Source organism: Mesorhizobium sp. B1-1-7, assembly GCF_006442705.1.
GTDB lineage: Bacteria > Pseudomonadota > Alphaproteobacteria > Rhizobiales > Rhizobiaceae > Mesorhizobium > Mesorhizobium opportunistum.
The window spans coordinates 160,347-184,269 of the sequence record NZ_VFWQ01000003.1 but is presented as its reverse complement, the minus strand read 5'-3'; the positions used below and the strand labels follow the sequence as shown (position 1 = coordinate 184,269).

27 protein-coding genes are annotated in these 23,923 nt (G+C 63.2%); 14 read left to right on the top strand and 13 right to left on the bottom strand.

The window, feature by feature from the left end; translation table 11 throughout:
* Window positions 1–78 precede the first annotated feature (78 nt).
* From FJ978_RS05660 to FJ978_RS05645, 4 genes are all read left to right on the top strand, one after another.
* The gene (locus tag FJ978_RS05660) at window positions 79–1,008 is read left to right on the top strand and encodes a rhodanese-related sulfurtransferase (protein WP_013893157.1); all 930 of its coding nucleotides are present in this window, start codon (window positions 79–81) and stop codon (window positions 1,006–1,008) included.
* 116 nt (window positions 1,009–1,124) lie between these two features.
* Entirely contained in the window at window positions 1,125–1,865 is a 741-nt protein-coding gene (locus FJ978_RS05655) for a tellurite resistance TerB family protein (protein WP_013893158.1), read from the top strand.
* 123 nt (window positions 1,866–1,988) lie between these two features.
* Window positions 1,989–2,171 carry a hypothetical protein gene (locus tag FJ978_RS05650; RefSeq protein ID WP_140570864.1) on the top strand — a complete coding sequence of 61 codons (183 nt, stop codon included), beginning with the start codon at window positions 1,989–1,991 and terminating at the stop codon, window positions 2,169–2,171.
* Entirely contained in the window at window positions 2,168–2,920 is a 753-nt protein-coding gene (locus FJ978_RS05645; RefSeq protein WP_140570862.1) for an SDR family oxidoreductase, read from the top strand. The genes FJ978_RS05650 and FJ978_RS05645 overlap by 4 nt, the downstream gene beginning before the upstream one ends.
* A gap of 39 nt (window positions 2,921–2,959) precedes the next feature.
* On the opposite strand, the gene FJ978_RS05640 is transcribed toward FJ978_RS05645, so the two are convergent.
* Window positions 2,960–3,334: a YciI family protein gene (locus FJ978_RS05640; RefSeq protein WP_140570860.1), complete on the bottom strand. Its 375-nt coding sequence runs from the start codon at window positions 3,332–3,334 to the stop codon at window positions 2,960–2,962.
* 131 nt (window positions 3,335–3,465) lie between these two features.
* Complete coding sequence (locus tag FJ978_RS05635; protein ID WP_140570858.1) at window positions 3,466–4,650, bottom strand: pyridoxal phosphate-dependent aminotransferase; 1,185 nt, start codon at window positions 4,648–4,650, stop codon at window positions 3,466–3,468.
* 83 nt (window positions 4,651–4,733) lie between these two features.
* Between FJ978_RS05635 and FJ978_RS05630 the strand changes: the two genes are divergently transcribed.
* The 4 genes from FJ978_RS05630 (at window position 4,734) to denD (ending at window position 7,691) form a co-directional block, all read left to right on the top strand.
* Window positions 4,734–5,420 carry a GNAT family protein gene (locus FJ978_RS05630; RefSeq protein ID WP_140570856.1) on the top strand — a complete coding sequence of 229 codons (687 nt, stop codon included), beginning with the start codon at window positions 4,734–4,736 and terminating at the stop codon, window positions 5,418–5,420.
* Between the two features lie 11 nt (window positions 5,421–5,431).
* Window positions 5,432–6,403 carry a cation diffusion facilitator family transporter gene (locus FJ978_RS05625; protein WP_140570854.1) on the top strand — a complete coding sequence of 324 codons (972 nt, stop codon included), beginning with the start codon at window positions 5,432–5,434 and terminating at the stop codon, window positions 6,401–6,403.
* Window positions 6,404–6,489: 86 nt separating this feature from the next.
* Window positions 6,490–6,702, top strand: coding sequence for a hypothetical protein (locus FJ978_RS05620; protein WP_013893164.1), 213 nt, complete (start codon window positions 6,490–6,492; stop codon window positions 6,700–6,702).
* Between the two features lie 11 nt (window positions 6,703–6,713).
* Window positions 6,714–7,691 carry a D-erythronate dehydrogenase gene (gene denD, locus FJ978_RS05615; RefSeq protein WP_140570852.1) on the top strand — a complete coding sequence of 326 codons (978 nt, stop codon included), beginning with the start codon at window positions 6,714–6,716 and terminating at the stop codon, window positions 7,689–7,691.
* 31 nt (window positions 7,692–7,722) lie between these two features.
* On the opposite strand, the gene FJ978_RS05610 is transcribed toward denD, so the two are convergent.
* From FJ978_RS05610 to FJ978_RS05595, 4 genes are all read right to left on the bottom strand, one after another.
* The gene (locus FJ978_RS05610; protein ID WP_140570850.1) at window positions 7,723–8,946 is read right to left on the bottom strand and encodes a nickel/cobalt transporter; all 1,224 of its coding nucleotides are present in this window, start codon (window positions 8,944–8,946) and stop codon (window positions 7,723–7,725) included.
* Window positions 8,943–9,611, bottom strand: a complete 669-nt coding sequence (locus FJ978_RS05605; RefSeq protein ID WP_140570848.1) for a DUF1007 family protein — start codon at window positions 9,609–9,611, stop codon at window positions 8,943–8,945. Before FJ978_RS05605 ends, FJ978_RS05610 begins: the two co-directional genes overlap by 4 nt.
* 88 nt (window positions 9,612–9,699) lie before the next feature.
* Window positions 9,700–10,599: a LysR family transcriptional regulator gene (locus FJ978_RS05600; RefSeq protein ID WP_013893168.1), complete on the bottom strand. Its 900-nt coding sequence runs from the start codon at window positions 10,597–10,599 to the stop codon at window positions 9,700–9,702.
* 2 nt (window positions 10,600–10,601) lie between these two features.
* Window positions 10,602–11,795, bottom strand: a complete 1,194-nt coding sequence (locus FJ978_RS05595) for an amidase (RefSeq protein WP_140570846.1) — start codon at window positions 11,793–11,795, stop codon at window positions 10,602–10,604.
* 540 nt (window positions 11,796–12,335) lie between these two features.
* Here FJ978_RS05595 and odc2 point away from each other — a divergent pair.
* Window positions 12,336–13,469 (top strand): ornithine/lysine decarboxylase, encoded by a 1,134-nt coding sequence (odc2, locus tag FJ978_RS05590; RefSeq protein WP_013893170.1) that lies wholly within the window; start codon window positions 12,336–12,338, stop codon window positions 13,467–13,469.
* 153 nt (window positions 13,470–13,622) lie between these two features.
* Window positions 13,623–14,192 carry an N-acetyltransferase gene (locus tag FJ978_RS05585; protein WP_140570844.1) on the top strand — a complete coding sequence of 190 codons (570 nt, stop codon included), beginning with the start codon at window positions 13,623–13,625 and terminating at the stop codon, window positions 14,190–14,192.
* A gap of 80 nt (window positions 14,193–14,272) precedes the next feature.
* Here the strand turns inward: FJ978_RS05585 and FJ978_RS05580 are convergent, their stop codons facing one another.
* The 4 genes from FJ978_RS05580 to FJ978_RS05565 all read right to left on the bottom strand — a co-directional run bounded on the left by FJ978_RS05580 (window position 14,273) and on the right by FJ978_RS05565 (window position 16,358).
* Complete coding sequence (locus tag FJ978_RS05580) at window positions 14,273–14,557, bottom strand: SCP2 sterol-binding domain-containing protein (RefSeq protein ID WP_013529756.1); 285 nt, start codon at window positions 14,555–14,557, stop codon at window positions 14,273–14,275.
* A gap of 208 nt (window positions 14,558–14,765) precedes the next feature.
* Window positions 14,766–15,281 (bottom strand): hypothetical protein, encoded by a 516-nt coding sequence (locus FJ978_RS05575; RefSeq protein WP_013893172.1) that lies wholly within the window; start codon window positions 15,279–15,281, stop codon window positions 14,766–14,768.
* Window positions 15,282–15,310: 29 nt separating this feature from the next.
* Window positions 15,311–15,733, bottom strand: a complete 423-nt coding sequence (locus FJ978_RS05570; protein WP_013893173.1) for a hypothetical protein — start codon at window positions 15,731–15,733, stop codon at window positions 15,311–15,313.
* A gap of 13 nt (window positions 15,734–15,746) precedes the next feature.
* Window positions 15,747–16,358, bottom strand: coding sequence for a rod-binding protein (locus FJ978_RS05565; protein ID WP_181176702.1), 612 nt, complete (start codon window positions 16,356–16,358; stop codon window positions 15,747–15,749).
* 137 nt (window positions 16,359–16,495) lie between these two features.
* On the opposite strand from FJ978_RS05565, the gene FJ978_RS05560 reads away from it, so the two are divergent.
* The 4 genes from FJ978_RS05560 to FJ978_RS05545 all read left to right on the top strand — a co-directional run bounded on the left by FJ978_RS05560 (window position 16,496) and on the right by FJ978_RS05545 (window position 20,461).
* Window positions 16,496–18,073, top strand: coding sequence for an HD domain-containing phosphohydrolase (locus FJ978_RS05560; RefSeq protein WP_140570840.1), 1,578 nt, complete (start codon window positions 16,496–16,498; stop codon window positions 18,071–18,073).
* A 90-nt stretch (window positions 18,074–18,163) separates the two neighbouring features.
* Window positions 18,164–18,436, top strand: coding sequence for a hypothetical protein (locus FJ978_RS05555; protein WP_140570838.1), 273 nt, complete (start codon window positions 18,164–18,166; stop codon window positions 18,434–18,436).
* A gap of 74 nt (window positions 18,437–18,510) precedes the next feature.
* Window positions 18,511–19,644: a substrate-binding protein gene (locus tag FJ978_RS05550; RefSeq protein WP_140570836.1), complete on the top strand. Its 1,134-nt coding sequence runs from the start codon at window positions 18,511–18,513 to the stop codon at window positions 19,642–19,644.
* A 325-nt stretch (window positions 19,645–19,969) separates the two neighbouring features.
* The gene (locus FJ978_RS05545; RefSeq protein WP_140570834.1) at window positions 19,970–20,461 is read left to right on the top strand and encodes a DUF1772 domain-containing protein; all 492 of its coding nucleotides are present in this window, start codon (window positions 19,970–19,972) and stop codon (window positions 20,459–20,461) included.
* Window positions 20,462–20,468: 7 nt separating this feature from the next.
* Here FJ978_RS05545 and FJ978_RS05540 read toward each other — a convergent pair whose 3' ends face one another.
* The 3 genes from FJ978_RS05540 to FJ978_RS05530 all read right to left on the bottom strand — a co-directional run bounded on the left by FJ978_RS05540 (window position 20,469) and on the right by FJ978_RS05530 (window position 23,783).
* Entirely contained in the window at window positions 20,469–20,990 is a 522-nt protein-coding gene (locus FJ978_RS05540) for a hypothetical protein (RefSeq protein WP_140570832.1), read from the bottom strand.
* 304 nt (window positions 20,991–21,294) lie between these two features.
* Window positions 21,295–21,582 (bottom strand): hypothetical protein, encoded by a 288-nt coding sequence (locus tag FJ978_RS05535; protein WP_013893181.1) that lies wholly within the window; start codon window positions 21,580–21,582, stop codon window positions 21,295–21,297.
* Between the two features lie 215 nt (window positions 21,583–21,797).
* On the bottom strand, window positions 21,798–23,783 hold the full coding sequence (locus FJ978_RS05530; RefSeq protein WP_140570830.1) for a BTAD domain-containing putative transcriptional regulator: 1,986 nt from the start codon (window positions 23,781–23,783) through the stop codon (window positions 21,798–21,800).
* Window positions 23,784–23,923 lie beyond the last annotated feature (140 nt).

Below are 23,923 nucleotides of genomic sequence, written 5' to 3'. Positions count from 1 at the left end.
CATGACAGGCAACCGAAACAGGCCGCCGAGCCCGTTTTGCCTTGAATCGCCTTTTACGAGCGTCTAGTTGCTCTGGCAATGACACCGTCCGCGCCATCCCAACCCGTCCGAGTCGCCGCGCTCTACCGGTTTGCCCGGCTCGACGCCTTCGAGGCATTGCGTGCGCCGCTTGCCGCCTTCTGTTGCGGACGCGGCATCAAGGGCACACTGCTCCTGGCGCATGAAGGTATCAACGGTACCGTCGCGGGCAGCGAAGCAGCGATCGCCGAACTCATCGACCATATCGAGGCCGTCGAGGGCTTGGCGGGCCTGGAGGTCAAGTACAGCGAAGCTGCGGAAATGCCGTTCCACCGCATGAAGGTGCGGCTGAAGCGCGAGATCGTCACCATGGGCGTCGGGGACATCGACCCGGCGACAAGTGCGGGCACCTATGTCGCGCCGACCGACTGGAACGCCCTGATTTCGCAGCCCGACACGATCGTCATCGACACGCGCAACGCCTATGAGGTGTCGATCGGCACCTTCAAGGGGGCGATCGACCCGGCGACCGCGAGCTTTCGCGAGTTTCCGGCCTGGGTGGAAGCGCACCGGGCGGAGCTCGAAGGCCGCAAGGTGGCGATGTTCTGCACCGGCGGCATCCGCTGCGAGAAAGCGACCGCCTATGTCAGGTCGCTCGGCTTCGAGGATGTGTTCCACCTCAAGGGCGGCATCCTCAGATATCTCGAGGAGGTTCCGGCCGAACAAAGTCTGTGGCAGGGCGAGTGCTTCGTCTTCGACGAGCGCGTTTCGGTGTCGCATGGCCTGGCCGAGGGGGACGCCGAACTCTGCCGCGCCTGCCGCCATCCGCTGACGGAAAGCGAGCGGTCGTCGCCGAAATTTGCCGCCGGTATCTCTTGCCCGCATTGCTTCGATGCCCGCTCGGAGGAAGACCGCAAGCGCTACGCCGAGCGCCAGCGCCAGGTCGAACTCGCACAAGCGCGGGGCAAGGGCCCGCATATCGGCTCCTGATCCCGGCATCTGGCCGCTGCCAAGCGGCTACCTGTCATTGCAATGCCAGGCTTCGGGACCTACGTCTTCGACGTTCGAAACCTGCCCGTTCAGCCGGGCAAATCCTGGAGGCATTGATGTTCGATCCCAAGAAGCTTCTCGACGATCTGCTCGGCTCGCAAATTCCCGGCACCAGCGGCACCGTCCGCGACAAGGCGGGCCAGGCCGTGCAGATGGCCAAGGACAATCCGCTGGCAGCCGGCGCGCTGGCGGCGGTGCTGCTTGGAACCGGCGCCGGGCGCCAGGTGACAGGCACCGCGGTGAAGCTCGGTGGATTGGCTGCCATCGGCGGCCTCGCCTACAAGGCCTACCAGAACTACAAGGCCGGCAACGCACCGGAGCAGGCGCCCGCCGCCGGTGAACCGGAATTGCTGCCGCCGCCCAAGGACACCGCCTTCCACCCGTCGCAGGCGCCACAGGGCGAGGATGAGTTCACGCTGACGCTGGTTCGCGCGATGATCTCGGCGGCCAAGGCCGACGGCCATGTCGACGAGGAGGAACGCAAGAAGATCGCCGGCAAGCTCAGCCTTTCGGGGATCGGCTCCGACGCCGAGAAATTCCTGATGGCGGAGCTGGAAAGCCCGCTCGATCTCGACACGTTGGTGGCGGGTGCCAAGACCGACGCGCAGAAGCTCGAGCTCTACACGGCGTCGCGCCTGACCATAGACCCGGACACGCGCGCCGAGCGCGGCTATCTCGATCTGCTCGCCGGCCGGCTTGGCCTGCCGGATGCACTGGTCGACCATGTCGAGGCGACGGTTTCGGCGGCCAAGGTGCCGGCCGCCAAGGCGGGCACCTCGCCCAATCCGCGCTGGTAGCCCATATCGGCACAGGCGTGCTTAACCTGCGTTTACCCTTCGTTAACTCAGGAAGCGCATGATTCTACACAGTCGGATCGGCTTTCCTCCTCCCAAGTCCGGTTCAGATCAGGGCGGTCGCCAATGACCGCCCTTTTTGTCGGCCCGGACGAGGCCGCTTCCGCGCACCGGATTCCACTTTTCGGGAACGTGATCTGGCCGCTCCGCTTGCCATCGCTGCCGTCATTTGCGATGCCTTCTGTTCTGAAGCCAGATCCTGAAAATCAAGCGGGCACGCGCGGCGCTGCCGGAGGACAACTGCCATGACCGAGAAAACCGCCATCGTCACCGGCGCCGGCACCGGCATCGGCAAGAGCGTCGCCACGGCATTGCTCAAGGCCGGCTGGAACACGGTGTTCTGCGGGCGCCGCAAGGCGGTGCTGGACGCCGCGGTCGCCGAGGCCGGACCCTCGGATGCCAAGGCGCTGGTGGTTGCCTGCGACATCAGCAAGGCCGGCGAGGTCGATGATCTTTTCGAGACGGTGGCGGAGGCCTTTGGCCGCGTCGACCTGCTCTTCAACAATGCCGGCATGGGCTACAAGTCGACGCCGATCGACGAGATCCCGGTCGAGGTGTGGAACGATGTCGTCGGTGTCAACCTCACCGGTTCGTTCCTGTGCGCGCGTGCCGCCTTTGGCGCCATGCGCAAGCAGCGGCCGATGGGTGGCCGCATCATCAACAACGGTTCGGTGTCGGCCTATGCGCCGCGCCCGGGCTCGGTGCCCTACACGGCGACCAAGCACGCCATCACCGGACTGACCAAGACGCTGGCGCTCGACGGCCGCCCCTATGACATCGCCTGCGGCCAGATCGACATCGGCAATGCGCTGACCGACATGGCGCAGCCGATGACCGTCGGCGTGCCGCAGGCCAACGGCTCCATCGCCGCCGAGGCCGTGATGGATGTCCAGCATGTTGCCGACGCGGTCGTCCACATGGCCAGCCTGCCGCTCGACGCCAATGTGCTGTTCATGACGGTGATGGCGACCAAGATGCCGTTCGTGGGGCGTGGCTAGTCTGAGAAACCAGGTTCCCCTTTTAAGGGATCATGCTCCCTACCCCTGAGGCGGTGTCTCCAACGGAACGCCGGGCAGATAGAGCGGAACGGGGCGGATCTCGTAGACGGCGGTCGGGTTGACGCGTCTGAACTCGCGCGCGATGGCGATGGCGTCATCCCGCGTCGGGCAATCGACGACATAGAGGCCGAGAAGCTGTTCCTTGGTTTCGGCGAAGGGGCCATCGACGATCATGCCGTCGCGCAAGGTGCAGGCCGATTGTGTCGCGCCAAGCCGGGCCGACGGGCCAAGGCTGCCGTCGGCATAGAGCCCTTCATGAATCTTGAGCAAATCAGTCATCAGCGCCGCATCTTCCTGTGGCGTCAGCGCCTTGATTGCGTCTTCCACATGATAGGCAAGGATTGCATAGAACATTCGGATATCACCCCACTTCGATCCTGATCCGAGGACCGTAGCCGTTCCCGACATGCACGCCCAGTCTTGGCCGTGCGCCTCCGGACGGCTCATGACACCGTCCGGGAGAGGGCAGCAGGCCGCTTTGAAGCTCACTTCGCCAGGAAGGCTCCAATCCGCTCCAGCGCCCGCAAAATATTCTCCTCGGAGTTGGCGTAGGAGAGCCTGACATAGCCTTCCCCGAGAATGCCGAAATCGGGGCCGCCGATCAGCGCCACGCCGGCGTCGTCGAGCAGGGCGGAAGCCAGCTTCTTTGCCTTCCAGCCTGTCTTCGAGACATTGGGGAAGGCGTAGAAGGCGCCCTTGGGGGTAATACAGGAAATGTTGGGCAAGGCGTTCAGGCCCTCGACCACGATCTTCCTGCGGCGGTCGAAGGCGCGCATCATCTTGTCGACGTCGTCCTGCGGACCGTCGATGGCGGCGATGCCGGCGAACTGGCTCGGCGCATTGACGCACGACCAGCAATTGACCGCCAGCTTGCGCACCTTGTCGTAGAGGTGAGCGCCCTTGTCGCCATTCGGCCAGATCGACCAGCCCATGCGCCAGCCGGTCATCGCCCAGGTCTTGGACCAGCCGTTGAGCACGATCAGCCGGTCGCGGATCTCGGGGAAGCCAAGCAGCGAGCAATGTGTCCCGCCGTCATAAGTCATGACGTCGTAGATCTCGTCGGAAAGGATGGCGACGTCTGGGTGCTTCTCCAGGCCCTTGACCAGCTTCTCGATCTCGGCACGCGGCGTGACGCCGCCGGTCGGGTTGGCCGGCGAGTTGAGGATCAAGAGCCTGGTCCTGGAGGTGATCAGCGCCAGCGTTTCCTCGGCGGAGAAGGCAAAGCCGTTCTCCTCGCGCATCGGCACGGGAATGGGTGCTGCACCGGTGAACTCGATCATCGAGCGGTAGATGGGAAAGCCGGGGTCCGGGTAGAGGACCTCGGCGCCGGGCTCGCCGAACATCAGGATGGCGGCGAACATGGTCGGCTTGCCGCCGGGCAGGATCATCACGGTCTCGGGCGAGACCTCTACGCCGGTGGTGGTCAGCGTGCGGCGCACCACAGCCTCGCGCGTCGCCAGAAGCCCGTTTGCCGGCGTGTAGCCGTGGTGGCCGTCGCGCAGCGCCTTGATGGCGGCCTCGACGATGTGCTGCGGCGTCTTGAAGTCGGGCTGGCCGATGCCGAGATTGACGATGTCGCGGCCTTGGCTTGCCAGTGCGGTTGCCCTCGCGAGCACCGCGAACGCATTTTCCTCGCCGAGACGGTCGAAGGCCGAAATCGTGTGGAGCATTTTTCCCGTCCGTGTGGTTCTTACTGTTGGGTCGCGTTTTTGTGAGCCTTGGCCCGCAAAAGTCAAACGGATTGGAGTTTTTGGTGTCGGAAAATCTCAAAGACTGGCAACCGCGTCCGCGACCCGAGCGCAAGCCCATCGACGGTCGATACGTCCGGCTTGAACCGCTGAGCGCCGCAAGGCACGGTGATGGGCTCTACGAAGCGTCCTCGGTGTCCGATGTCGACGGCCGCTTTGCCTGGCTGCCTGATTATCCGCCGGAAACCCGTGCCGCCTTCCAGCCATGGCTGGACAAGGTCGAGGCCAGCGAGGATCCGCTGTTCTTCGCCGTCATCGACAAGGCCAGCGGCAAGGTCGCCGGGCGCCAGACGCTGATGCGCATCGATCCGGCCTACGGCGTCATCGAGATCGGCAACATCTATTGGGGACCGCTCATTTCGCGCAAGCCGGCAGCCACGGAAGCGCAGTTCCTGTTCATGAAATACATCTTCGACGGGCTCGGCTATCGCCGTTATGAATGGAAGTGCAACAACCGCAACGAACCGTCGAAGCGGGCGGCGGAACGGTTCGGCTTCAAATTCGAGGGCATTTTCCGCCAGCATCTCATCGTCAAGGGTGAAAACCGCGACACCGCATGGTATTCGATCATCGACAAGGAATGGCCGGCGTTGCGCAAGGCTTATGAAGCGTGGCTCGACCCGGCCAATTTCGATGGCGACGGCCAGCAGAAGCGACGGCTCGAGGATTGTCGCGCTGAATTCGGCGCCTAGGAGTTCTTATTTTGGCCCATTCCCACGACCATAGCGGCCATGATCACGGTGGGGCCGGCCATGTGCATGGCTCGACCGACAAGAAGCGCGTGCTGATCGCGGCCGGCCTGACGGCAGGGTTCATGGTGGCGGAGGCACTCGGCGGCCTCTTCACCGGCTCGCTGGCGCTGCTGGCCGATGCCGGGCACATGCTCGCCGACGCGATCGCGCTGGGCCTTGCCTGGTATGCCTTCCATCTTGCGGGACGGCCCGCGACCGGCCAGCTCACCTACGGCTTCGGCCGGGTCAAGACGCTGGTCGCCTACACCAACGGTATCGCCATCTTCGTCATCGCGCTGTGGATCATCTACGAGGCGTGGGAGCGACTGCAGACGCCGGCGCCGGTGCTGGGCGGACCGATGCTGGTTGTGGCGATCCTCGGCCTGCTGGTCAATCTCGGCTCCTTCTTCGTGCTGCATGGCGGCGACCGCGAAAGCCTGAACATGCGTGGCGCCATCCTGCATGTGCTTGGCGACCTGCTCGGCTCGGCCGCGGCGATCGTGGCCGCACTGGTGATCCTGGCGACCGGCTGGACGCCGATCGACCCGATCCTGTCGGTGCTGGTCTCGCTGCTGATCCTGTCGACGGCCTGGTCGCTGATGCGCGCCGCGGCCCATGTGCTGCTCGAAGGCGTGCCGCCCAGCCTCGACCGGGACCTGATCGCCCGGGATATCGAGGCAACGGTCAGGGGCGTGCGGGAGGTGCACCATATGCATATCTGGTCGCTCGATGGCGCCAGCAACATGGCGACGCTGCATGCCTGCCTCAATGACGGCGTCGATGCGTATCAGGCGGTCAGCGCCGTCAAGAAGCGGCTTGCCAGCGCGCACGGCATCAGCCATGCCACCGTGGAGTCGGAATTCGGAAAGTGCACCGACGAGGGCGACGACCACCATCACGAGCACGAGCACGATGCTGTCCCGCATCACGGCCACTATCACTAGGTCCTGTCGATGACCATCGATCGAACCTGCCTCAGGAGTTCTCCAGCTTTGAAAACCCAGCCCGACGACCGCCGCCCCGGTGCGGCATGATGGACCGCGACACGCGCAATGCGGCCATCGCAGCGGTCTGGATCATGCTTCTGTTCGGCATTGCCGCCTTCTACCTGCCGACCATGATGCTGGCACTCGGCAGCTTTTCGACCGTGCTGGCCGGTATCTTCGGCACCCTCTTCGTGCTGGCGTTTTTCCTAGTGTTCTGGCTGCGCGCGCGCAGCCAGCGCAAAAATCAGGGCAAGTAAGGGATTTTGACATGCGCATTCTGATCACGGGCGCCGCGGGCATGGTCGGCCGCAAGCTGATCGCCCGGCTGGCAAAGGACGGCACGCTGCGGGCCGAGAAGATCACTGCGCTCGATCTGCACGACATCGTGCCGCCGCAGGCGCCGGCGATGGACGGTGTCAGCATCAACACCCACACCGGCGATCTCGCCGAGGCGGGCGCCGCCGAGGGCCTGGTCAAGTCGCGACCCGACGTTGTGTTCCATCTTGCAGGTATCGTGTCGGGCGAGGCGGAAGCCAATTTCGATCTCGGCTACCGCGTCAATCTCGATGGCACGCGCGCCGTGTTCGACGCCATCCGGCTGGCCGGTTTTGCGCCGCGCGTCGTCTTCACCTCGTCGATCGCGGTGTTCGGCGCGCCGTTCCCCGATGTCATTCCCGACGACTTCCATCCGACGCCGCTGACCTCCTACGGGACCCAGAAGCAGATGAGCGAAGCGCTGCTGGCCGATTACACGAGGCGCGGCTTCTTCGACGGCATCGGCATCCGGCTGCCGACCATCTGCGTGCGGCCCGGCAAGCCGAACAAGGCGGCCTCCGGCTTCTTCTCCGGCATCATCCGCGAGCCGCTGAACGGCCAGGAGGCGATCCTGCCGGTGCCGCGCTCGGTCGTGCACACCCATGCCAGCCCGCGCTCGGCCGTCAACTTCCTGATCCATGCGGCGGGGATCGACGGCGCCGCCGTCGGGCCGCGCCGCAACCTGACGATGCCTGGCGTCGCCGTCACCGTCGGCGAGCAGATCGAGGCGCTGGAGCGCATTGCAGGGCCGAAGGTGGTGAAGCTGATCCGCGAGGTTCCGGACGAGACGATCTGGGCGATCGTCAAGGGCTGGCCGACTCGGTTCGAGGCGAAGCGGTCACGGGAGCTCGGCTTCAGCGCCGAAAAGAGCTTTGATGAGATTATTCGCGCCCATATCGAGGATGAGCTAGGCGGCAAGCTTCCCGACTAGGAGTTCGTGCAGCCCATCCGTTCGAGCAGGCCTAGGCGCTACCGGTCAGGCTTGCCGACAGCAGCAGCAGTCCGAACAGGAAGACGAAGGCGGCGCCGCCGATCTCGACGATCGAATGGATGCGGTTGCCCATGCGGCCGTCGCCGGCGAAATACACCGCCCAGTTCTTGGCAGTCACGGCAAGCGTTGCCAGTGCCGAGACGGTGATGGCGGTGCCGATCGACATTGCCAGCACCGACAGCAGGCCGCCGAGCCAGAGCCCGTTGAGCAGGGCGAAGCTGAGCACGATCAACGCGCCGGAGCAGGGGCGGATGCCGACGGCGGCCACCGCCGACCACGCCGTGCGCCAGTCGAAGCGGTCGCCAGAGAGCAGCGCCGGATCGGGTGCGTGCGAGTGGCCGCAGGTTTCGCAGACCTCACCCGCAGCGTGATCGTGATGGGCATGCGCGCCATGGTCATGATGGTGGTCATGCGCGCCATGGTCGTGATGATCGTGCGAATGGTCATGCGCATGGCCGTGATCGTCATGCACATGGAGAGCGTGCGAATGGGCATGCGCCGAATGGCTGTGGGCGGCATGCGAATGGCCGGCGTGGGAGTGACCCGCGTGAGAGTGACCCGCATGAGAATGGCCACCATGAGAATGCCCGGCATGAGCCGCCGACAGGCTGTAGGCGGGACCTTTGCCAAACAGGCGCAGGACGGAAGGGCCGAGCTTGCGCCACAGCAGCCAGGCGCCGAACAGGGTGACCAGCGCAAAGCTCATGACCTCCATGAACCAGGCCGCGTCCGTCATCGAGATGGTGGTGCCGCGCAGGACGAAATAGGCAAGCAGCATGACCACAATGGCCGTCAGCCCCTGGAGTAGGGCTGAGACGAAGGACAACAGGATGCCGCGCCGCAGCGCCACTTCATTGGCCACCATGTAGGACGAGATGACGGCCTTGCCGTGGCCAGGGCCGGCGGCATGGAAGATGCCATAGGCGAAGGACAGGCCGATAAGGATCCAGATCTTGCTGTTGTCCTGGCGCATCGCCTTCATGGCTGTCGCCAGCGCGCGGTAGAATTCCTGCTGGCGCAGATTGATCCACATCAGGATGTGGGCGAACGGACCGGTGGTCGGCGCCATGCCGTCGTTGACGCCGATGCCGAGCGAGGACTGGGCATGCGCGGCGTTGGCGAAATGCATGGCGGCAAAGGTGAGGGCCAACAGGCCGAATACCAAACGCAGGGACGGTTTCGTCACCGGCTTCATCCTTCTGGCTGACAGGTCAGTTCGAGCTTGGTGGCAAAGATCTTGCTCATGTCGGTGCCCGTCGGGTCGTTGAAGAAGGCATCCGTCAGCGTCTTCTGGTTTTCCTTGATCGCCTCATCCGGGTCTGGACGGATCACCTTGCTGGTGCAGTTCGACGGCAGGCCTTCAACCGTGATGTTGGAATCTTCGGTGAAGTCGATCGCGGTGTAGAAGGTCGGGTCGTAGACGCCGATATCGATCGTGCCGGTCAGCTTGATCGGGACCTTGGGTTCGGACTCGAACAGGATGATCAACTGGTCGTTGTCGAAATTGGCCATCAGATGCGGCGGCGGCACCATCGTCACGTCCTTGCCGTTCTGGGTGACGAGCTGGAAATAGTTGAACTCGGCCAGCGAGGCATGAACCGTGTCGGCGACCTCCTTCAGCTCCTTGTCGTCAAGCTTCAGATCGGAGTTCTTGTCGAACTCCATCATCACCGTACTCGAAAACAGGTCGTCGAAACGCCACAGATGGCGCAGCGCCTTCACGGTTTGGTGATCCGGGCCGAGGATCACGTCGAGGCGCGCCTCGGCGAAGACGTGCGGGTGCACGTAAGCCGGTCCCGTGGTGGCAAAGGTCGCCGTCAAGGCCGAAGCCAGCATGATTGCGTGCCGTTTCAGGTGCATTACCGGTCGCGATTCCATTGGCCTCGGAGAGATGTCGAGAGTGACCAGAAAGGGGGCGAAATTGGGACCGTGGGGCGGTTAAAACCGGCTAGGCGATCTCGCGTGTCCTGAACCACTGCACCAGGAAGTCGACGAAGACGCGGACCTTGGCCGGCAGATAGCGGCGGTGCGGGTAGACAGCGAAGATGCCGCCGCCGGACAGGATGCGGTCATCGAGCGCCGTCACCAGCAGGCCGCTCTTCAAATCGGGCGCGGCGATGAAATCCGGCAGGATGCAGAATCCGAGCCCCGATATGGCGGCGGCGCGCGCCGCCATCGGGCTGTTGACCTCGATCGGGCCCGACACCGCGACGCTCAGCTGGTCGTTGTTGTCACCCTTGAACGGCCAGTTGTTCAACCCGCGGCCATTGGTGTCGACGATGCAAGGCATGTGGCCGAGATCCTGCGGTCGCGTCGGCATGCCATGCTTGGCGATCAACTCTGGAGAGGCGCAAAGTTTAACCGAAAACGGCGCCAGCCGCCTGGCGATCAGCGACGAATTCTCCAGGCGCGAGATGCGCACCGCGAGGTCGAAGCCTTCCTCGACCAGGTCGACGAAGCGGTCGTCGAGCTGGATGTCGAGCACGATGTCGGGGTGCTGCTTGGCGAAGTCGATCAGCGACTGGCCGATCGGCGCGTCGGCGAAGGTGCGCGGCGCCGACACCTTGATGCGGCCACGCACGTCGCCGGATGATTCGCGCACGGCGTCGGCGAGGCTGTCGACCTCGCGCACGATCTCGGAGGCGCGCCGGTAATAGGTGTGGCCGGCCTCGGTCATCGAGAACTGGCGCGTGGTGCGGTTGAGGAGCAACGCGCCGAGCTCGTCCTCCAGCTCTCGCACATATTTCGACAGCAGCGCCTTGGAGCGGCCGATCTTGCGCGCCGCCGCCGAAAAGCCTTCGGCCTCGACGACGTCGATGAAGGCGCGCATGCGGGTCAGTGTGTCCATTGTCAGGCCTTTGCTGCGTCGAGAAGTTTTCGGCCGAGCCGTATCAGGGCAATGTCGCTGCCGGAAGGGCCAAGCAGCGACAGGCCGAACGGAGCGCCGGCGACCGAGCCGATCGGCAAGGTGATCTGTGGAAAGCCGGAGAGCCCGGCAAGACACAGAAGATGCAGCGCCCGCTCGCGATAGGCCTGGAATTGCTCCGGCGTCGAGTCGACATAGGGCGCCGGGCCCGGCACCGTCGGCAGGACAAGGAAGCCGTCCTTGCCGAGCAGGGCACCGAGTTCGCCGCGAAAGGTCAGCCTTCGCACCTCCTCAGCCTGCGCCGTCCGCTCGTCGACGGCGCGGCCGAAGCCGAATCGCTCCTCGACGCCGGGGCCTAGGTCGCGCTCGCCGCTGATGATCCATTCGCCATGCACGCCCCAGGCTTCCTTGGCCTGGAGGCGGCGAAAGCACCAGTAGAGTTCATCCGGCGACGAACTGAAGGGCATCGTCGGCGTCGCCGGCGCGCCGAGAACCGCGCTCGCCAACCTCTTCATTTCGGCATATTCGGCAAGTGCCGGGCGGGCGACCATCTCGTCCAGCCAGCCGAGCGCCAGCGGGCGGTCCAGATGGTGATGGTGCGGGTCGCGGCCGAGCAGCAGCTTGCCGACGGTCTCGTAGGTCTCGATGTCGTCGGCGAACCAGCCGAAAGTGTCGAAGCTCGGCGCCAGCTTCATGGTGCCGTCGAGCGAAATGCGGCCATGCGTGGTGCGCAGCCCGATCAGCCCGCAAAAGCTCGCCGGCGCGCGGATCGAGCCGCCAGTGTCGGATCCCGTGGCGATGTCGGCGAGCTTGCCCGCCACAGCCGCAGCCGATCCCGACGACGAGCCGCCGGTGACGCGGTCGGGCGCGGCCGGGTTCACCGGAAACGAAAAATGCGAATTCTGCCCGAACAGCGCGAAGGCAAGCTCGTCGGTCTGCGTCTTGCCGACGAAGCGCGCGCCGGCATCGAGAATCATCTGTACGGCTGGCGCCGTGCGCGAGGCGGCAGGGCTATCGGCGAATTTCCTGGGATTGCCACAGCCGCTGCGATAGCCGGCAACGTCGTAGATGTCCTTTACGGCCAGTCGCAGGCCGGCCAGCGGGCCAAGCTCGGCATGCGCCACCGGCATCTGGCGAAGATCGAGAAAGGCATTGAGAGGGCCATGCGTGCCTGTCATCGTTCGCTATCCGGATACGGTTGAACCAACATTGTTCGATGCCAGAAATTTTACAACCTTGGATACGATTTTTATTGATTGTGAAACTCTTCGCTCTTATATCGCGCTTGCCCAAAGTCGCACGTGCCTGTGGGTGTCCGCCGATCCTCGAATGGTGAGGGAAATCGGTAAGGTAACTGGAGCTAACCCCTCCAGTCGGTTTAGCGGCCAACCGCCAGACCGAGGACACCTTGAAGCAACGACGGTGCGGGCCTTTCTGGTTCTCTGCCGGTTGTCCAAAGACCGGGGTTACTGAAGAGGCACACCATCATTGCCGGCAGTGCGGAACGGGGTTCTCCCAATCCAAGCCAAGGCAGACAAAGCGAACCGAAGCCGGGCAAGGCTAAGGTTCATCGCCGCGAGACGGCGTTTCATGGTTCCGGGGTCTCCACCGGCTGGTTCCATGATTTTCCGTCCCGCCTTTGTCCACCGCGTGTTCGCGAGGCCGAAAACCCGCGTCCGCACCCTTGTGCGCGCCGAAAGGCGTGATGGAGATACCCGATGGCCACTCAGCGCATCCTCGACTTCCTCGCCACCCGACGTCCGACCGGCCCTTGCCTCGTCGTCGACCTCGATGTCGTTCGCGACAATTTCCGCGCCTTCGAGAAGGCGCTGCCCGATTCCAGGATCTACTATGCGGTGAAAGCAAACCCGGCGCCGGAAATCCTGCGTCTCCTTGCTGCGATGGGCTCGTCCTTCGACACCGCTTCCGTTGCCGAAGTCGAGATGGCGATGGACGCCGGTGCGCCGGCGGACCGCATCTCCTTCGGCAACACCATCAAGAAGGAGCGTGACATCGCACGCGCCTACCAGCTCGGCATCCGCCTGTTCGCGGTCGATTGCGTCGAGGAGGTCGAGAAGGTCGCCCGTGTCGCTCCAGGCTCGCGCGTGTTCTGCCGCGTGCTGACCGACGGCGAGGGCGCCGAATGGCCGCTGTCGCGCAAGTTCGGCTGCGTGCCGGCGATGGCCGTCGACGTGCTGCGCCATGCCAAGGGCCTCGGCCTCGACGCCTATGGCGTCTCGTTCCATGTCGGCTCGCAGCAGACCGACCTGACCGCCTGGGACCGCGCGCTTCGCGACGCCAAGACGGTTTTCGCGACACTCGCCGAGGAAGGCATCGTCTTGAAGATGGTCAACATGGGCGGCGGCTTCCCGACGCGCTACCTGCGCGACGTGCCGGCGGCCCAGGCCTATGGCCAGGCGATCTTCTCGGCGCTGCGCAAGCACTTCGGCAACGCGATCCCGGAGACCATCATCGAGCCGGGCCGCGGCATGGTGGGCAATGCCGGCGTCATCAAGTCGGAAGTCGTGCTGATCTCGAAGAAAGCCGATAACGACAATGTGCGCTGGGTGTTCCTCGACATCGGCAAGTTCGGCGGCCTGGCCGAGACGATGGACGAGGCGATCCGTTACCCGATCGTCACCCGTCATGACGGCACGGAGACCGCGCCTTGCGTGCTCGCCGGCCCGACCTGCGATTCGGCCGACGTGATGTACGAGAAGACGCCCTATCCGCTGCCCTTGTCGCTGACCATCGGCGACGAGGTGCTGATCGAAGGCACCGGCGCCTACACGACAACCTACTCGGCGGTCGCGTTCAACGGCTTCGAGCCTCTCCGATCCTACGTGATCTGACGGCGCTTCCTCGGCGCATTTTCGGACGGCGAACCGGACACGATTTCGCCTGAAAATGCGCTGAGAGAGCCGATCGGATCATCCCAGGTGGGCGCATGTCGCCCACCCGGGCTCGCCTGTGGAACAGATCTCCGCTCGCCAGGGATTGCGGAAATGGAAATGTCAGTTGAACTCGTAGCTCATGCGCCGGCCTTCATGATGGTCGCGGAAACCGTTGCCGACGTCGCGGCGCGCGAAGCCTTGCTCGATCGTGCCATGGGGCCGAAGCGCAAGGCCAAATCATCGGAGAAGCTGCGGCGCGGCCGCCGGCCTTCGGAAGGCCTGGCCTTCGTCGCCCGCGATGCCTCGGGCGGCGTTGCCGGCACGGTGCGGCTGTGGGATGTCAGGCTGGGCGAGGGCGGTGCTGCCGCACTGCTGCTTGGCCCGCTTGCGGTCGACCCATCGCTCAAGAATGCCGGCATCGGTTCGGCGCTGATGCGTCACGCCATCGCCGAGGCGGCGCGCCTCGGCCACGCGGCGATCCTTCTGGTCGGCGATGCGCCCTACTACGGACGCTTCGGGTTCTCGGCCGCCAGGACCGGTTCGCTCGCCATGCCCGGACCTTATGAGCGGCATCGCCTGCTGGCGCTGGAACTGGTGGACGGGGCGCTGGATGGTGCCGTGGGCACGCTGAAGGCTGCCGGCCGCAAGCTGAAGGCGCAGGCGCCGACGCTGGCGGCCTGAGGCACCAACCCCTCAAACGAACGCCGCCGAAAGGCGGCGTTTGTCTGACCTCAAAGAGCCGCGTTCAAGCGGCCGCGCACTCAGCCGATCAACTGGCTCAGCGCCATGGCGACCGTCATGTCGCCTTCGACTTTGATCTTGCCGGTCATGAACGCCATGGTCGGGTTCAGATCGCCCGCGATCAGCGAGTCCAGGTCGTCGAGCGAGAGCTTGATGGTGCAGTCGGTCGGGGCATCGGTGTTCGAGACGGTGGCACCGTCGATGACGATGACGCCGTCGCTGCCGGTGTCGAACTTCACGGAACGATCGAACCCGCTGCTGGCCACGCGTGACTTGATCTTCTCGGCAATCTCCTGAACGCTCACGCTGTTCTCCTGTCTGGTTGCATCTGCTTGTCTGGTTGTATCTGTAGCGCAGGGCATTTCGGTCCGGCGGAAGTCCGTGCCGCATCTTTGGCGATCATGATCGCTGCCGCATATAGCTTTGGATTGACGTTTACGTCAACGCGGTTTGCAGGGGCTGGTTCCTATCGCCGCACATGCCGGCGTCGGCACGAGTAGCACCTTGCGGGGCTCAATGGTCCTTGAACGCCTTGGTCATCTCGCTTGCCGTCTCGCTTTTCTTGCGGCGCAGCCAGTTGTCGCGGATTTCGTCCTTCGACAGGAAGTTGACCTGATCGATCAGGACCTCATGCACCAGGTTCGCGCCGACACGGGTGTTGATGGTGTCGCGGATCGCGGCGCGAAAGGCATCGAGGTCGATCGTTTGCTTGTTGGTGAAGTCGATCTGGGGATTGGAATAGAGGTAGGTGTAGACCTGATCGGTGATCAGCGCGTCGGCCGGGATCGACAGCTTCTTTATCTGCTCCGGCTCGACAGTGTAGACGAGCTTGGTCAGGAAGTAGCCGTCGATCGAGGCGTTGTGGATCAGCGGCACCGAAATGATGTCGGTCTTGACGTAGTCCAACCCGCCCAGCATCGGCTTCGGGGTTTCGCCGACACCTTTTTCACCCGCTGCCTGGAACGAATAGAACACCGCGCCGAGCGTGGCGGCGCAGATCCAGACCGCGATGGCAATGACCTTGATCATCGAGAGCCCGAGCCCGAAATCATCGCGCCCTAACCTTTCCTGCCGAATTCAACGGCGGAGTAGGTGCCGTCGGTCTCGGCGCGCTGAATGGCCGTCCGCAACAGGCCGGCAACCTCGTTGACGGCGGAGAGATGCGCCAGGATCGCCGCCTCGTTCCTCGCCAGCTTCTGGCGCAGCCTGGTCAGGCCCTCGCGGTGCTGCTCGAGGAATTCGACCTCGCTGCCGCCCTTCATGGCGCGAGTCAGTTCATAGAGATAGCGGCTCTTGCGGGCGTTCGACGCCTTGAGGTCGTAGCTGGTGTCGCTACGGATGCCGGCGGTCTCTTCCTCGACCACTTCCTCGATGCGGCCGATGATGGCGGCCAGGTTTCCAGGCCGTGCGAACTGGATCGGCGTTTCCGATTCTGTCGTGCGCGCCGGCAGGTTTGGGGTGAATTCCGTGATGTCGGCCATGGCGTTTCCCAGTTTAGATCTTGATGTCTGTTTTTGTGGTTATCTCGTCGCCGGTCATCGACCTTGCGGCCTTGCGCTGCAATTCCTGGACGAGCGAGATGGACAGACGGGTTTGCTGGTCGATCTCGGTCTTCTCCGGTCCATTTGAAACCGGGCCGATCGGCACCTTGCGCTTGCCGTCCATGTAGTGGTCGGCGAGCAGCGACTTGGCGATGCCGATGCCGCCGCGATCGGCCATGACGTCGGCGACACGCTCGGCAAGCTGCGATTTCCACATGTCGCCGGCGAGACCCGTGCCGTAGACGCCTTCGGTGTCCTTGGGCAGCATGTTCTGGATGAAGGTCTGCAAGACCATCGCTTCGAACTTCTTGAATTTCTTGGCCGGGTCGGCTGTCGCGGCCGCCTTGTCGGCCGTGGCGCGCGACAGGATCGAGCCGGCATCGACCGACGCGGCGGTATCGACCGAGAACGTGCCCGCAGCACCGCCGGCGCGCTTCGTCAGCGCGGCGCGGGCAGCCTCGATGTCCGCCGGCTCCGCGGCTCGGGCAACATCCATAACGATGTCGCTGGGTGGAGAAATTGCCAAGAAAGTCCGCCTTTTGCCGGGTTTCCTTGGCCAGACCATGCCTCAACAAGCTTGTGGCAGGCTTGCGAGGGAGAGGGGAGGCGGAATGCAGGCGCGCGTCAATACGTCAAGCTTGCGATTTTCCCTAGGTATTGACGGCCCACGGGGCTAGCATAGAGCTCACTGGGGGGTGTGCGATGACAGACGTCTCGATACGCCGCGCGGACTTCATGATGGTCCTGGCTTATGCTTCCGATCTCGCCACTGGCCATTCTCGCGACTTCGCGCTGAAATCTTGTGTGCTTGCAATGCGGATCGCCGCGCTCGGGGGTGTTTCCGATGAGGTTCGGCGCAATGCCTACCATCAGTCGATGCTGCGCTATGTCGGCTGCAATGCCGACACGGACCTTTTGTCGGCCACCTTCGGCGACGAAATCGCGCTCCGTCAGGATCTTGTCGGTCTTGACATGGGCAATCGGGCGGAACTGGGCAGGGTCTTCGTGCAGGCTTTCAAGCGGTTCTACTACGATCTCGAGCCTGACGCGCAGGCCAGGGCGATCGAGGCCGCGATGTCGCAGGCGCTCGCGGTCGCGCGCCCGGTGCTTACCGCGCATTGCGAGGTCGCGCAGCGGATCGGCCAACGGCTCGGCCTTTCCGAGGAGATTCGGCACAATCTCGGGCAGATCTACGAACGCTGGGACGGCAAGGGCCTGCCGCGTGGATTGAGCGGCGAGGATGTCCTGCCAGCCGTGCGCCTGATTACGCTGGCGCAGGATGCCATCGCGCTCAGCGAAGCCGTCGGCATCGAGGAAATGGCCGAAACCATAGCCAGTCGCGCGGATGGCCCATACGAAGCGGATCTGGCCCGGCTCGTCTCAGCCAACGCGCCGGCGCTGATGGAGGGGATCGGCGCGACGGTCGACCGCGAGACGATACTGGCGCTCGAGCCCGATCCGCCGGTGACGCTGGACGAGGCAGGCTGCGACGAGGCGTTCCTTGCTATCGCGGACATGATCGATATGCGCATGCCGCTTACCTACGGCCATTCACGGATGGTGGCGCAACTGGCCGAGGGAGCCGGGGGACAAATGAAGCTTCCCGCCGCCGACCTGCGTGCGCTGCGCTGGTCGGGTTGTATCCACGACATTGGCGAACTCGTGGTGCCGGTGGCGACTTGGATGCGTAACGGCCCGCTGTCTGTCCGTGAGCGCGACGCGGCGCAGCTGCATGCCTATTACGGCGAGCGGGCGCTGGCCTCGTTCGGTCGCGAGGGCGAAGCGATGGCCGCTCTCGTGCTTCGCCATCACGAACGCCTGGACGGCTCGGGCTATCACCGCAAGGTCCACGCCTCCGACCTGTCCCCGGCGGCGAGGATCCTGGCCGCTGCCGAAGCATTCCAGACGTCGCGAGAGGAACGCCCTCACCGCCGGGCACTGTCCAGTGATGCGGCGGCAAGTCAGTTACGCGCCGCCGTTCGCGAGGGCTGCATCTGCCCTGACGCTGCCGAGGCCGTGCTGTCCTTCGCCGGGCAGCCGTCGCGCCGGACGCCGCCCCGGCCGCTGGCTGGAATGACGCCGCGCGAAATCGAGGTGCTGCGCTTGATTGCCGCCGGCCTTACGGCGAAGGAAGCGGCGCGCAAGCTGGATATCTCGCCCAAGACCGCCGACCACCATATCCAGAGCGTCTATGCCAAGATCGGTGTGACCACCCGCGCGGCAGCAGCGCTCTATGCGGTCGAGCATGGCCTTGTCCGGCCAGGCGAGACGCAGACATAGGGAATCCACCCCATGTGCGCCCGCTCCGGGGCGCGCATCGTGATCCTGTCGACGGACCAATGGTGGCCGCGACCGACAGGAGGAAATCAAATGCTTCTCGCAACGACCAAAGTGGCTGATATCGACCACTTCATCCGTATCTTTTCGACCAAGGGCGCCGATAAGCGCCGGCTGCACGGCTCGAATGGTGCGACCGTCTTCCGCGACCCAAGCGAGCCAGACCGCATCTGGGCGATCTTCGACTGGGACGCCGAGGGCTGGAAGAATTTCGTGTCGGATCCGGAGGTGCCCGCGATCCTGCAGGAAGCCGGCCATGTCGGCAAGCCGCAGGCGGCATTCCTGCTCGGCCATTACGAGGCCTGAGGTCCCCTCGCTGAGCGCCGCCTGCCACCGGCGGCGGCGCGCGCCCGACGAACCCCCAGATTTGGAGAGATCAAATGAATCCGAAACCCATCAAGATCGGCCTTATCGCCGAACTCACCGGCCCGTTGTCTTTCATGGGCATCGCCAATGCGAACCTCACCACCATGCTCGTCGACGATATCAACGCCAGGGGCGGCTTGCTCGGCCGGCCGCTGGAGCTTGTCATCGAGGATGGCGAAACCATCGACGGCGCCGCCAAGGCAAGGACCGCGAAACTGATCGACGTCGACAAGGTCGACCTGGTCGTCGGCGGCATCTACAGCTCAACCCGACAGGCCATCAAGAGCGAGGCGGTTACGCGGGGCAGGACGCTCTACATCTATACCGAGCAGTATGAGGGACAGGAAAACCATCCCCTGATCTTCTGCACGGGACCCGTCCCCGCGCAGCAGGTTGAGCCATTGATACCGTGGCTCATGAACAGCACCGGCGCGAAGCGGTTTTATTTGCCGTCGGCCGATTACATCTGGCCCCATTTGCTGAACAAGGCGGCGAGCCGGATGGTGCGCGCCAATGGCGGCGAGATCGTCGGCGAGGAGTATTTTCCGCTGGACACCGTCGATTTCAGGCGGACTGTGCATCAGATCATGGCGAGCGGCACCGACGTGATTTTCAATACCATCGTTCCGCCGGGCCTGACACCGTTCTTCGAAGAGCTGTACAAGGCCGGTTTCGGCAAACGCGGCGGCAAGATCGTCTGCACCTACTTCGACGAGAACTTCTTCAATCTCGTGCCGTCCGAACAGATCGAAGGCCTCTACAGCTGCCTCGACTACTATCAGGAGCTCGAGGATCCGTTTGGCCGAGCGCTCCTGCGTCGCTACCAGGACCGATTCTCCGGCAGCGCCATGTTGACCGCAGGCAGCGGCTGCACTGGCCACTACCGGGCAATCAAGATGTGGGAAGCAGCAGTGAACGAAGCCGGCACGCTCGATCAGGGCGCGGTCATCCGGGCACTCGATCACGCCCGCATCAGCGAGGGCCCGGGTGGCCCGGCCGAAATGGTCCCCGGCCAGCACCATGTTCGCATGAACATGTACATCGCGCAGGCGCAGGGCGGTCGCTTCCGGGTCGTCAAGAACCTGGGTCCGATCGATCCCAACGAACGTGTACTTGCCGATGAACTCCACCTCAGCAAAGCTGGCTGAGCCACGGCGTCGATCAGTGTTCCTGGAGGGTGGCGGACGGGTGGTTGCCCTCGCCACCCAACGGCACAGAATTCCGCGGCTACTCCTGACTTCGCTTCTGCGCGATCAAATTCAGCCGTTCGCGGTCTGAGCGTTCGCGTTCGTCTCGGTTGCGCACGTCCTTGCAGGCGCGCTCGACCTTGTTTGTGTGCGCGTTTGCCATGGCAATCAGGCCGGCCTGTTGCCTGGCGCCAAAAGGCCTCAAATCCAGATGCTACAACGGAACATCGCGCGCCCATCGGCGTTCGCCCCATAGTATTGTCGATGGCGAACCCGGAGGCGAGGAATGTTCAGCCTGCTGCAAGTCGTGGCTGTCGTGATCGCCGCGCTGCCCATGGCGCTATCGGTCGCGCACGCCCTGGAGCTTCCAGGCAAGATGCGCCTCGACGAGCGCACATATCGCGCCGTGCAGCACATCTATTATCCCGGCTTTACGATCGGCGGCGCGGCCGAACCGCTGAGTGCCGTCGTGACTGGTCTCCTGCTATTTCTGGTCCCGGCTGGAACCACCGCCTTCTGGGCTGTCCTGCCCGCTTTTTTTGCCTTGCTGGCAACGGTCGCGATCTATTGGCTCGCGATCCACCCGGTAAACAAATACTGGATGGAAGGCGCGCCGGTGGGCGCGCCTGGCGCAGCCTTCTTCAGGGCTGGCGGGAAGCGCGACGGTCCGCAGCCGGATTGGACCGAACTTCGTGATCGTTGGGAATATGCCCATGTAACGCGGGCCGTTCTCACCAGCATCGGCTTGCTGGCTTTGGTGATCTCACTTGTCGTTTAGTCGCAGCCTATTCAACCGTGTGCTCAATTGTGATTCGCGATGCGTCATGCCCGTTGCGAACATAGATTCTCAGATTGTGAGCATAGAGTTTTGGCCAAATGCCAAACAAAAAAGCTACCCGCTCGTTCCACAAAGGATGTCTGTTCTTGCCTTTGATCACGAACGATGCGATCACCACCGCTTCGGGTGAGGGGTTGTGAAAGCCAGATTTGTCAACCTTTACTTCAAAACCTTGGCATTTAAGCCAAACGGAAAAGTCATTTAAGTTCCCAATGTCTGCTAACTGTTTTCTTAGGAACAGCTTTGCTTGCGCCGGATCGGCAATACCTTTCCAAACTAGATACGGATCCTGGTTGCGACCAAGGGGGCAGCGCACGTCCTGCTCTTCTGAGGAGTGGGCCACCGCCGGGCAAAACTGCATGCTGACGCTTACGGCTACAACTGCGGCTCGTTTCAATATACAGAAGGACCGGAAGCTGTTTCGCAACGCTCCCTCGAAACTCAACAAAAGCTCACTTGGCGCGAACATTGGTCTCTACCGAGATGTTTAGGTCCCAGATATGCTGGTGCTAGGGGCGTAGAGGTGGGCCTCCTGGCCCATCGCGAACAGAGGCCAAGCGGAGAACTGACCCCACCCGCGTGAATTTCAGCAGACGCAAAGGCAACAATGCCAAGCGCAATGCCCGAAGCATTGACAACCTCGGCAGAAGGCAGCTTCGGCTGTCCCGACGTTTGATGGCAACGGATGACGCCAGGGGTGCACGCCACGGCGGCGAGCCCGACACCAGACCGCGGGCGATCGGCGCGACCAGCGCCAACGGCCGTACCTGAAGCTATGTTCCCTTCACGATTCTCGGTTTAGCCGGTCGACGGGATTGAGCCGCGCTCTCGAGGGCCAAAACCAACCGCTTCTCGTCTTCGATGGCGCGATCGACGGCCTCGATTTCCTCCTGGAGCGCCTTCAGCTCGGCTCCGTAGCTAGAGCCGTCGCTGTCTCCGATCTGAAAGCCGCTTGCCCGCATCGCGTCGCGAGTATGGTGCACGTTGCGGACTCCTTCGCGTCGAGTCGCGATCAGGATTTCCCTGAACTCTTCAAGACGTTCAACGTGATTGCGAGTCATTGCGTTCTCCTATTTCATCGTCATCGTCGCCGCCGGCGATTCAGAACGGCTAAAACTTTCGGCGCAGGAGGTTCAAGTGATTACAGGAGATACTCTCGACAAAGCGTGAGTACGGAAGCTCAAATTTGAACGTCTTGGAAGAAACTGGAGAGCGGCAGGCGGAAATTGGCTTGAGGCCAACCGATCACTGACCGGCCGCGATCTCTCACCTTGCTCTAGGAATTGGGAAGGCCGGCTCTCGACAACATTTCAAGGAATCTCGAGTGCTGATGATCCTTCACGTAACGTGGCACAAAACCAGGGCAGACATTGCCCAGGTTGAGATGTGGAAGTTGTGAGAGGCAATGGTGGATGGCCCGGGACGCCTCTTCGTTGTTTCCGGTTGCCGACGCGGCCGCTGCCCAATATAGGGCGCCTCGAACGAAGCCCGGCTTTGTCCTGACCACCCTGCGGGCGACTTCGAGCGCCCGCTGATCGTCTCCGCCGGCAAACAGCGCCACAACCAAGCCGTGGTGACGCCAGAAGTCGATGACGTCATGCGCCCCGAGCCGAATTGCCTCGTTGGCCTCGCGGACTGCTTCGCTGATCTGTCCGCGGAGGGCAAACAGCATCGCAATATCGCCGTGACCGCTTGGATAGTTCGGGTTGAGGCTGATTGCATGGCGGGACTCGACGACCGCCTCGTCGATACGGCCAGAACTTTCGAGTGCGAATGACAGGATACACCGGGCAATTTCATCGTCCGGCACGGCCCTCACCGCGGCTTCCGCAAGCTGAAGCGCACGCTCGATCAGCCCTTCCTCCCGAGGCAGTGCGCCAAACGCCACGCCCATGGAGGTCACGATCGAGAGCGTCCGCTTTGCACGGGCGTTGTCGGGACCTATCAAGAGAGCCTTCTCGGCGAGTTCAATCCCGACCAACAGCGAATCCTGGGTCATCTCAAAATACTTCATGAGAGCCTCGTTCACCAACCTGCGCACTTCAGGGGGACCAGGCGGGCTTTTGTCACGGACTTTCCAGTTGGTCAGTTGAAGTTCGAGGATCACGGCCAGAACAACGGACTGCGCGATCCTGTCCTGGAATTCGAGCGCGTTCTCTGAGTTGCCGTCGAATTTCTGGGCCCAGACATGCTGGCCGCCCGCGGTATCGACAAGCTGGATGTTCACCCTCAGCCCATTGCCGGATCTCTGGACACTGCCGCTGAGCAAATATTGCGCCCGGAGCATTCCCGGCGTTTTGTCTTCTTCGCCGAGGCCTTTCTTCTCCATGGACGGAGGCGCGGACAGTACGACGTAGTCGGCTACCTCGGAGAGGGCCGTGGTGATGTCCTGGACGAGCCCCCTGGCGAAAAAATCATCGCCTTGTTTTCCGGTCAGATTGGTGAAATCGGCAACGCTGATAGACGGGCGCCCGAGGCGCTGGCCGGTCGGAATACCATTTGCCGACGGAACATTTGACGCCGTGTCGGCAGCAAGGAGCAGGGATTGCCAAAGCGCCCGCGTCTCAGGGCCAGGTTCGACACCGAACTCCTTCTTCAGCATGCTTCTGCAGGTCTCGTATGTCTTGATCGCCCTGTCGCGTTGGCCACGTGCGAGGAATAATTCCATCTTGAGCCGGTAAGATTCTTCCCGCGTCGGTTCCATGGCCAGAAGGCGATCGGCAAGGACCAGCCCGGTTTCAGAGTCGACAAGGCGAGCCAGTTTTTCGAAAGACACAAGAGCGCGGCTGAGCAGCCTGTCGCGTTCCGATGCGACCCAGTCATCGAACGCACTGCTTCCCAAATAAAGTCCGTCGAGAAATGGGCCGGTGTAGCTCTCCAAAGCCGTCTCGAGTTCGTGCGCGGACCGGGCCGCGAGACCCGCTTCGAACTCCTGCACGTCGACCCGAACCAGCTCAGGCCTGAGATTGATGGACTCCCCGCTCGATTGGATAAGATCCACTCCTGCAAGCGATAGATCCCGGCGCAAGACGCTGAGGGTTTGCCGAAGACTATTGCGCGAATGTTCGCTATCGCTGTCGCCCCATAACAGGTCCGCCAGCCTCTCCCGTGTCGCCGCCATACCCGGACTCAGGGCCAGATAAGCAATGATTGCTGGCCCCCGTTTCCCGGTCAGCCGAAGCGGACCGGCCGTTTCATTATCAATCCGGAACCCGCCGAAGAGTGAGATTCTGTTTGCAGCGCCGCTGTCCTCACTTCGCATTCGCTATCCCAGCCTGACGAAATCCTAACTCGAAACTAACGTTTCGCCGCCGTTGGCCCCCGCGCTCAAATGCTGCCGTAACGGCAAGTAACTTAGGCTTTCCTAAATTAGGGGAGCCAAGTCAACGGAAGACTTGGTTT

Bases quoted from the DNA above. Each gene is read 5' to 3' on its own strand.
- FJ978_RS05535 (WP_013893181.1), bottom strand. From the start codon at position 21,582: ATGACTCGCAATCACGTTGAACGTCTTGAAGAGTTCAGGGAAATCCTG.
- FJ978_RS05620 (WP_013893164.1), top strand. From the start codon at position 6,490: ATGATGGACCGCGACACGCGCAATGCGGCCATCGCAGCGGTCTGGATC.
- FJ978_RS05635 (WP_140570858.1), bottom strand. From the start codon at position 4,650: ATGCTCCACACGATTTCGGCCTTCGACCGTCTCGGCGAGGAAAATGCG.
- FJ978_RS05575 (WP_013893172.1), bottom strand. From the start codon at position 15,281: ATGATCAAGGTCATTGCCATCGCGGTCTGGATCTGCGCCGCCACGCTC.
- FJ978_RS05610 (WP_140570850.1), bottom strand. From the start codon at position 8,946: ATGAAGCCGGTGACGAAACCGTCCCTGCGTTTGGTATTCGGCCTGTTG.
- FJ978_RS05600 (WP_013893168.1), bottom strand. From the start codon at position 10,599: ATGGACACACTGACCCGCATGCGCGCCTTCATCGACGTCGTCGAGGCC.
- FJ978_RS05640 (WP_140570860.1), bottom strand. From the start codon at position 3,334: ATGTTCTATGCAATCCTTGCCTATCATGTGGAAGACGCAATCAAGGCG.
- FJ978_RS05570 (WP_013893173.1), bottom strand. From the start codon at position 15,733: ATGGCCGACATCACGGAATTCACCCCAAACCTGCCGGCGCGCACGACA.
- FJ978_RS05645 (WP_140570862.1), top strand. From the start codon at position 2,168: ATGACCGAGAAAACCGCCATCGTCACCGGCGCCGGCACCGGCATCGGC.
- FJ978_RS05585 (WP_140570844.1), top strand. From the start codon at position 13,623: ATGGAAATGTCAGTTGAACTCGTAGCTCATGCGCCGGCCTTCATGATG.
- FJ978_RS05545 (WP_140570834.1), top strand. From the start codon at position 19,970: ATGTTCAGCCTGCTGCAAGTCGTGGCTGTCGTGATCGCCGCGCTGCCC.
- FJ978_RS05560 (WP_140570840.1), top strand. From the start codon at position 16,496: ATGACAGACGTCTCGATACGCCGCGCGGACTTCATGATGGTCCTGGCT.
- FJ978_RS05555 (WP_140570838.1), top strand. From the start codon at position 18,164: ATGCTTCTCGCAACGACCAAAGTGGCTGATATCGACCACTTCATCCGT.
- FJ978_RS05595 (WP_140570846.1), bottom strand. From the start codon at position 11,795: ATGACAGGCACGCATGGCCCTCTCAATGCCTTTCTCGATCTTCGCCAG.
- odc2 (WP_013893170.1), top strand. From the start codon at position 12,336: ATGGCCACTCAGCGCATCCTCGACTTCCTCGCCACCCGACGTCCGACC.
- FJ978_RS05655 (WP_013893158.1), top strand. From the start codon at position 1,125: ATGTTCGATCCCAAGAAGCTTCTCGACGATCTGCTCGGCTCGCAAATT.
- FJ978_RS05605 (WP_140570848.1), bottom strand. From the start codon at position 9,611: ATGCACCTGAAACGGCACGCAATCATGCTGGCTTCGGCCTTGACGGCG.
- FJ978_RS05660 (WP_013893157.1), top strand. From the start codon at position 79: ATGACACCGTCCGCGCCATCCCAACCCGTCCGAGTCGCCGCGCTCTAC.
- denD (WP_140570852.1), top strand. From the start codon at position 6,714: ATGCGCATTCTGATCACGGGCGCCGCGGGCATGGTCGGCCGCAAGCTG.
- FJ978_RS05530 (WP_140570830.1), bottom strand. From the start codon at position 23,783: ATGCGAAGTGAGGACAGCGGCGCTGCAAACAGAATCTCACTCTTCGGC.
- FJ978_RS05540 (WP_140570832.1), bottom strand. From the start codon at position 20,990: ATGTTCGCGCCAAGTGAGCTTTTGTTGAGTTTCGAGGGAGCGTTGCGA.
- FJ978_RS05565 (WP_181176702.1), bottom strand. From the start codon at position 16,358: ATGGTCTGGCCAAGGAAACCCGGCAAAAGGCGGACTTTCTTGGCAATT.
- FJ978_RS05550 (WP_140570836.1), top strand. From the start codon at position 18,511: ATGAATCCGAAACCCATCAAGATCGGCCTTATCGCCGAACTCACCGGC.
- FJ978_RS05650 (WP_140570864.1), top strand. From the start codon at position 1,989: ATGACCGCCCTTTTTGTCGGCCCGGACGAGGCCGCTTCCGCGCACCGG.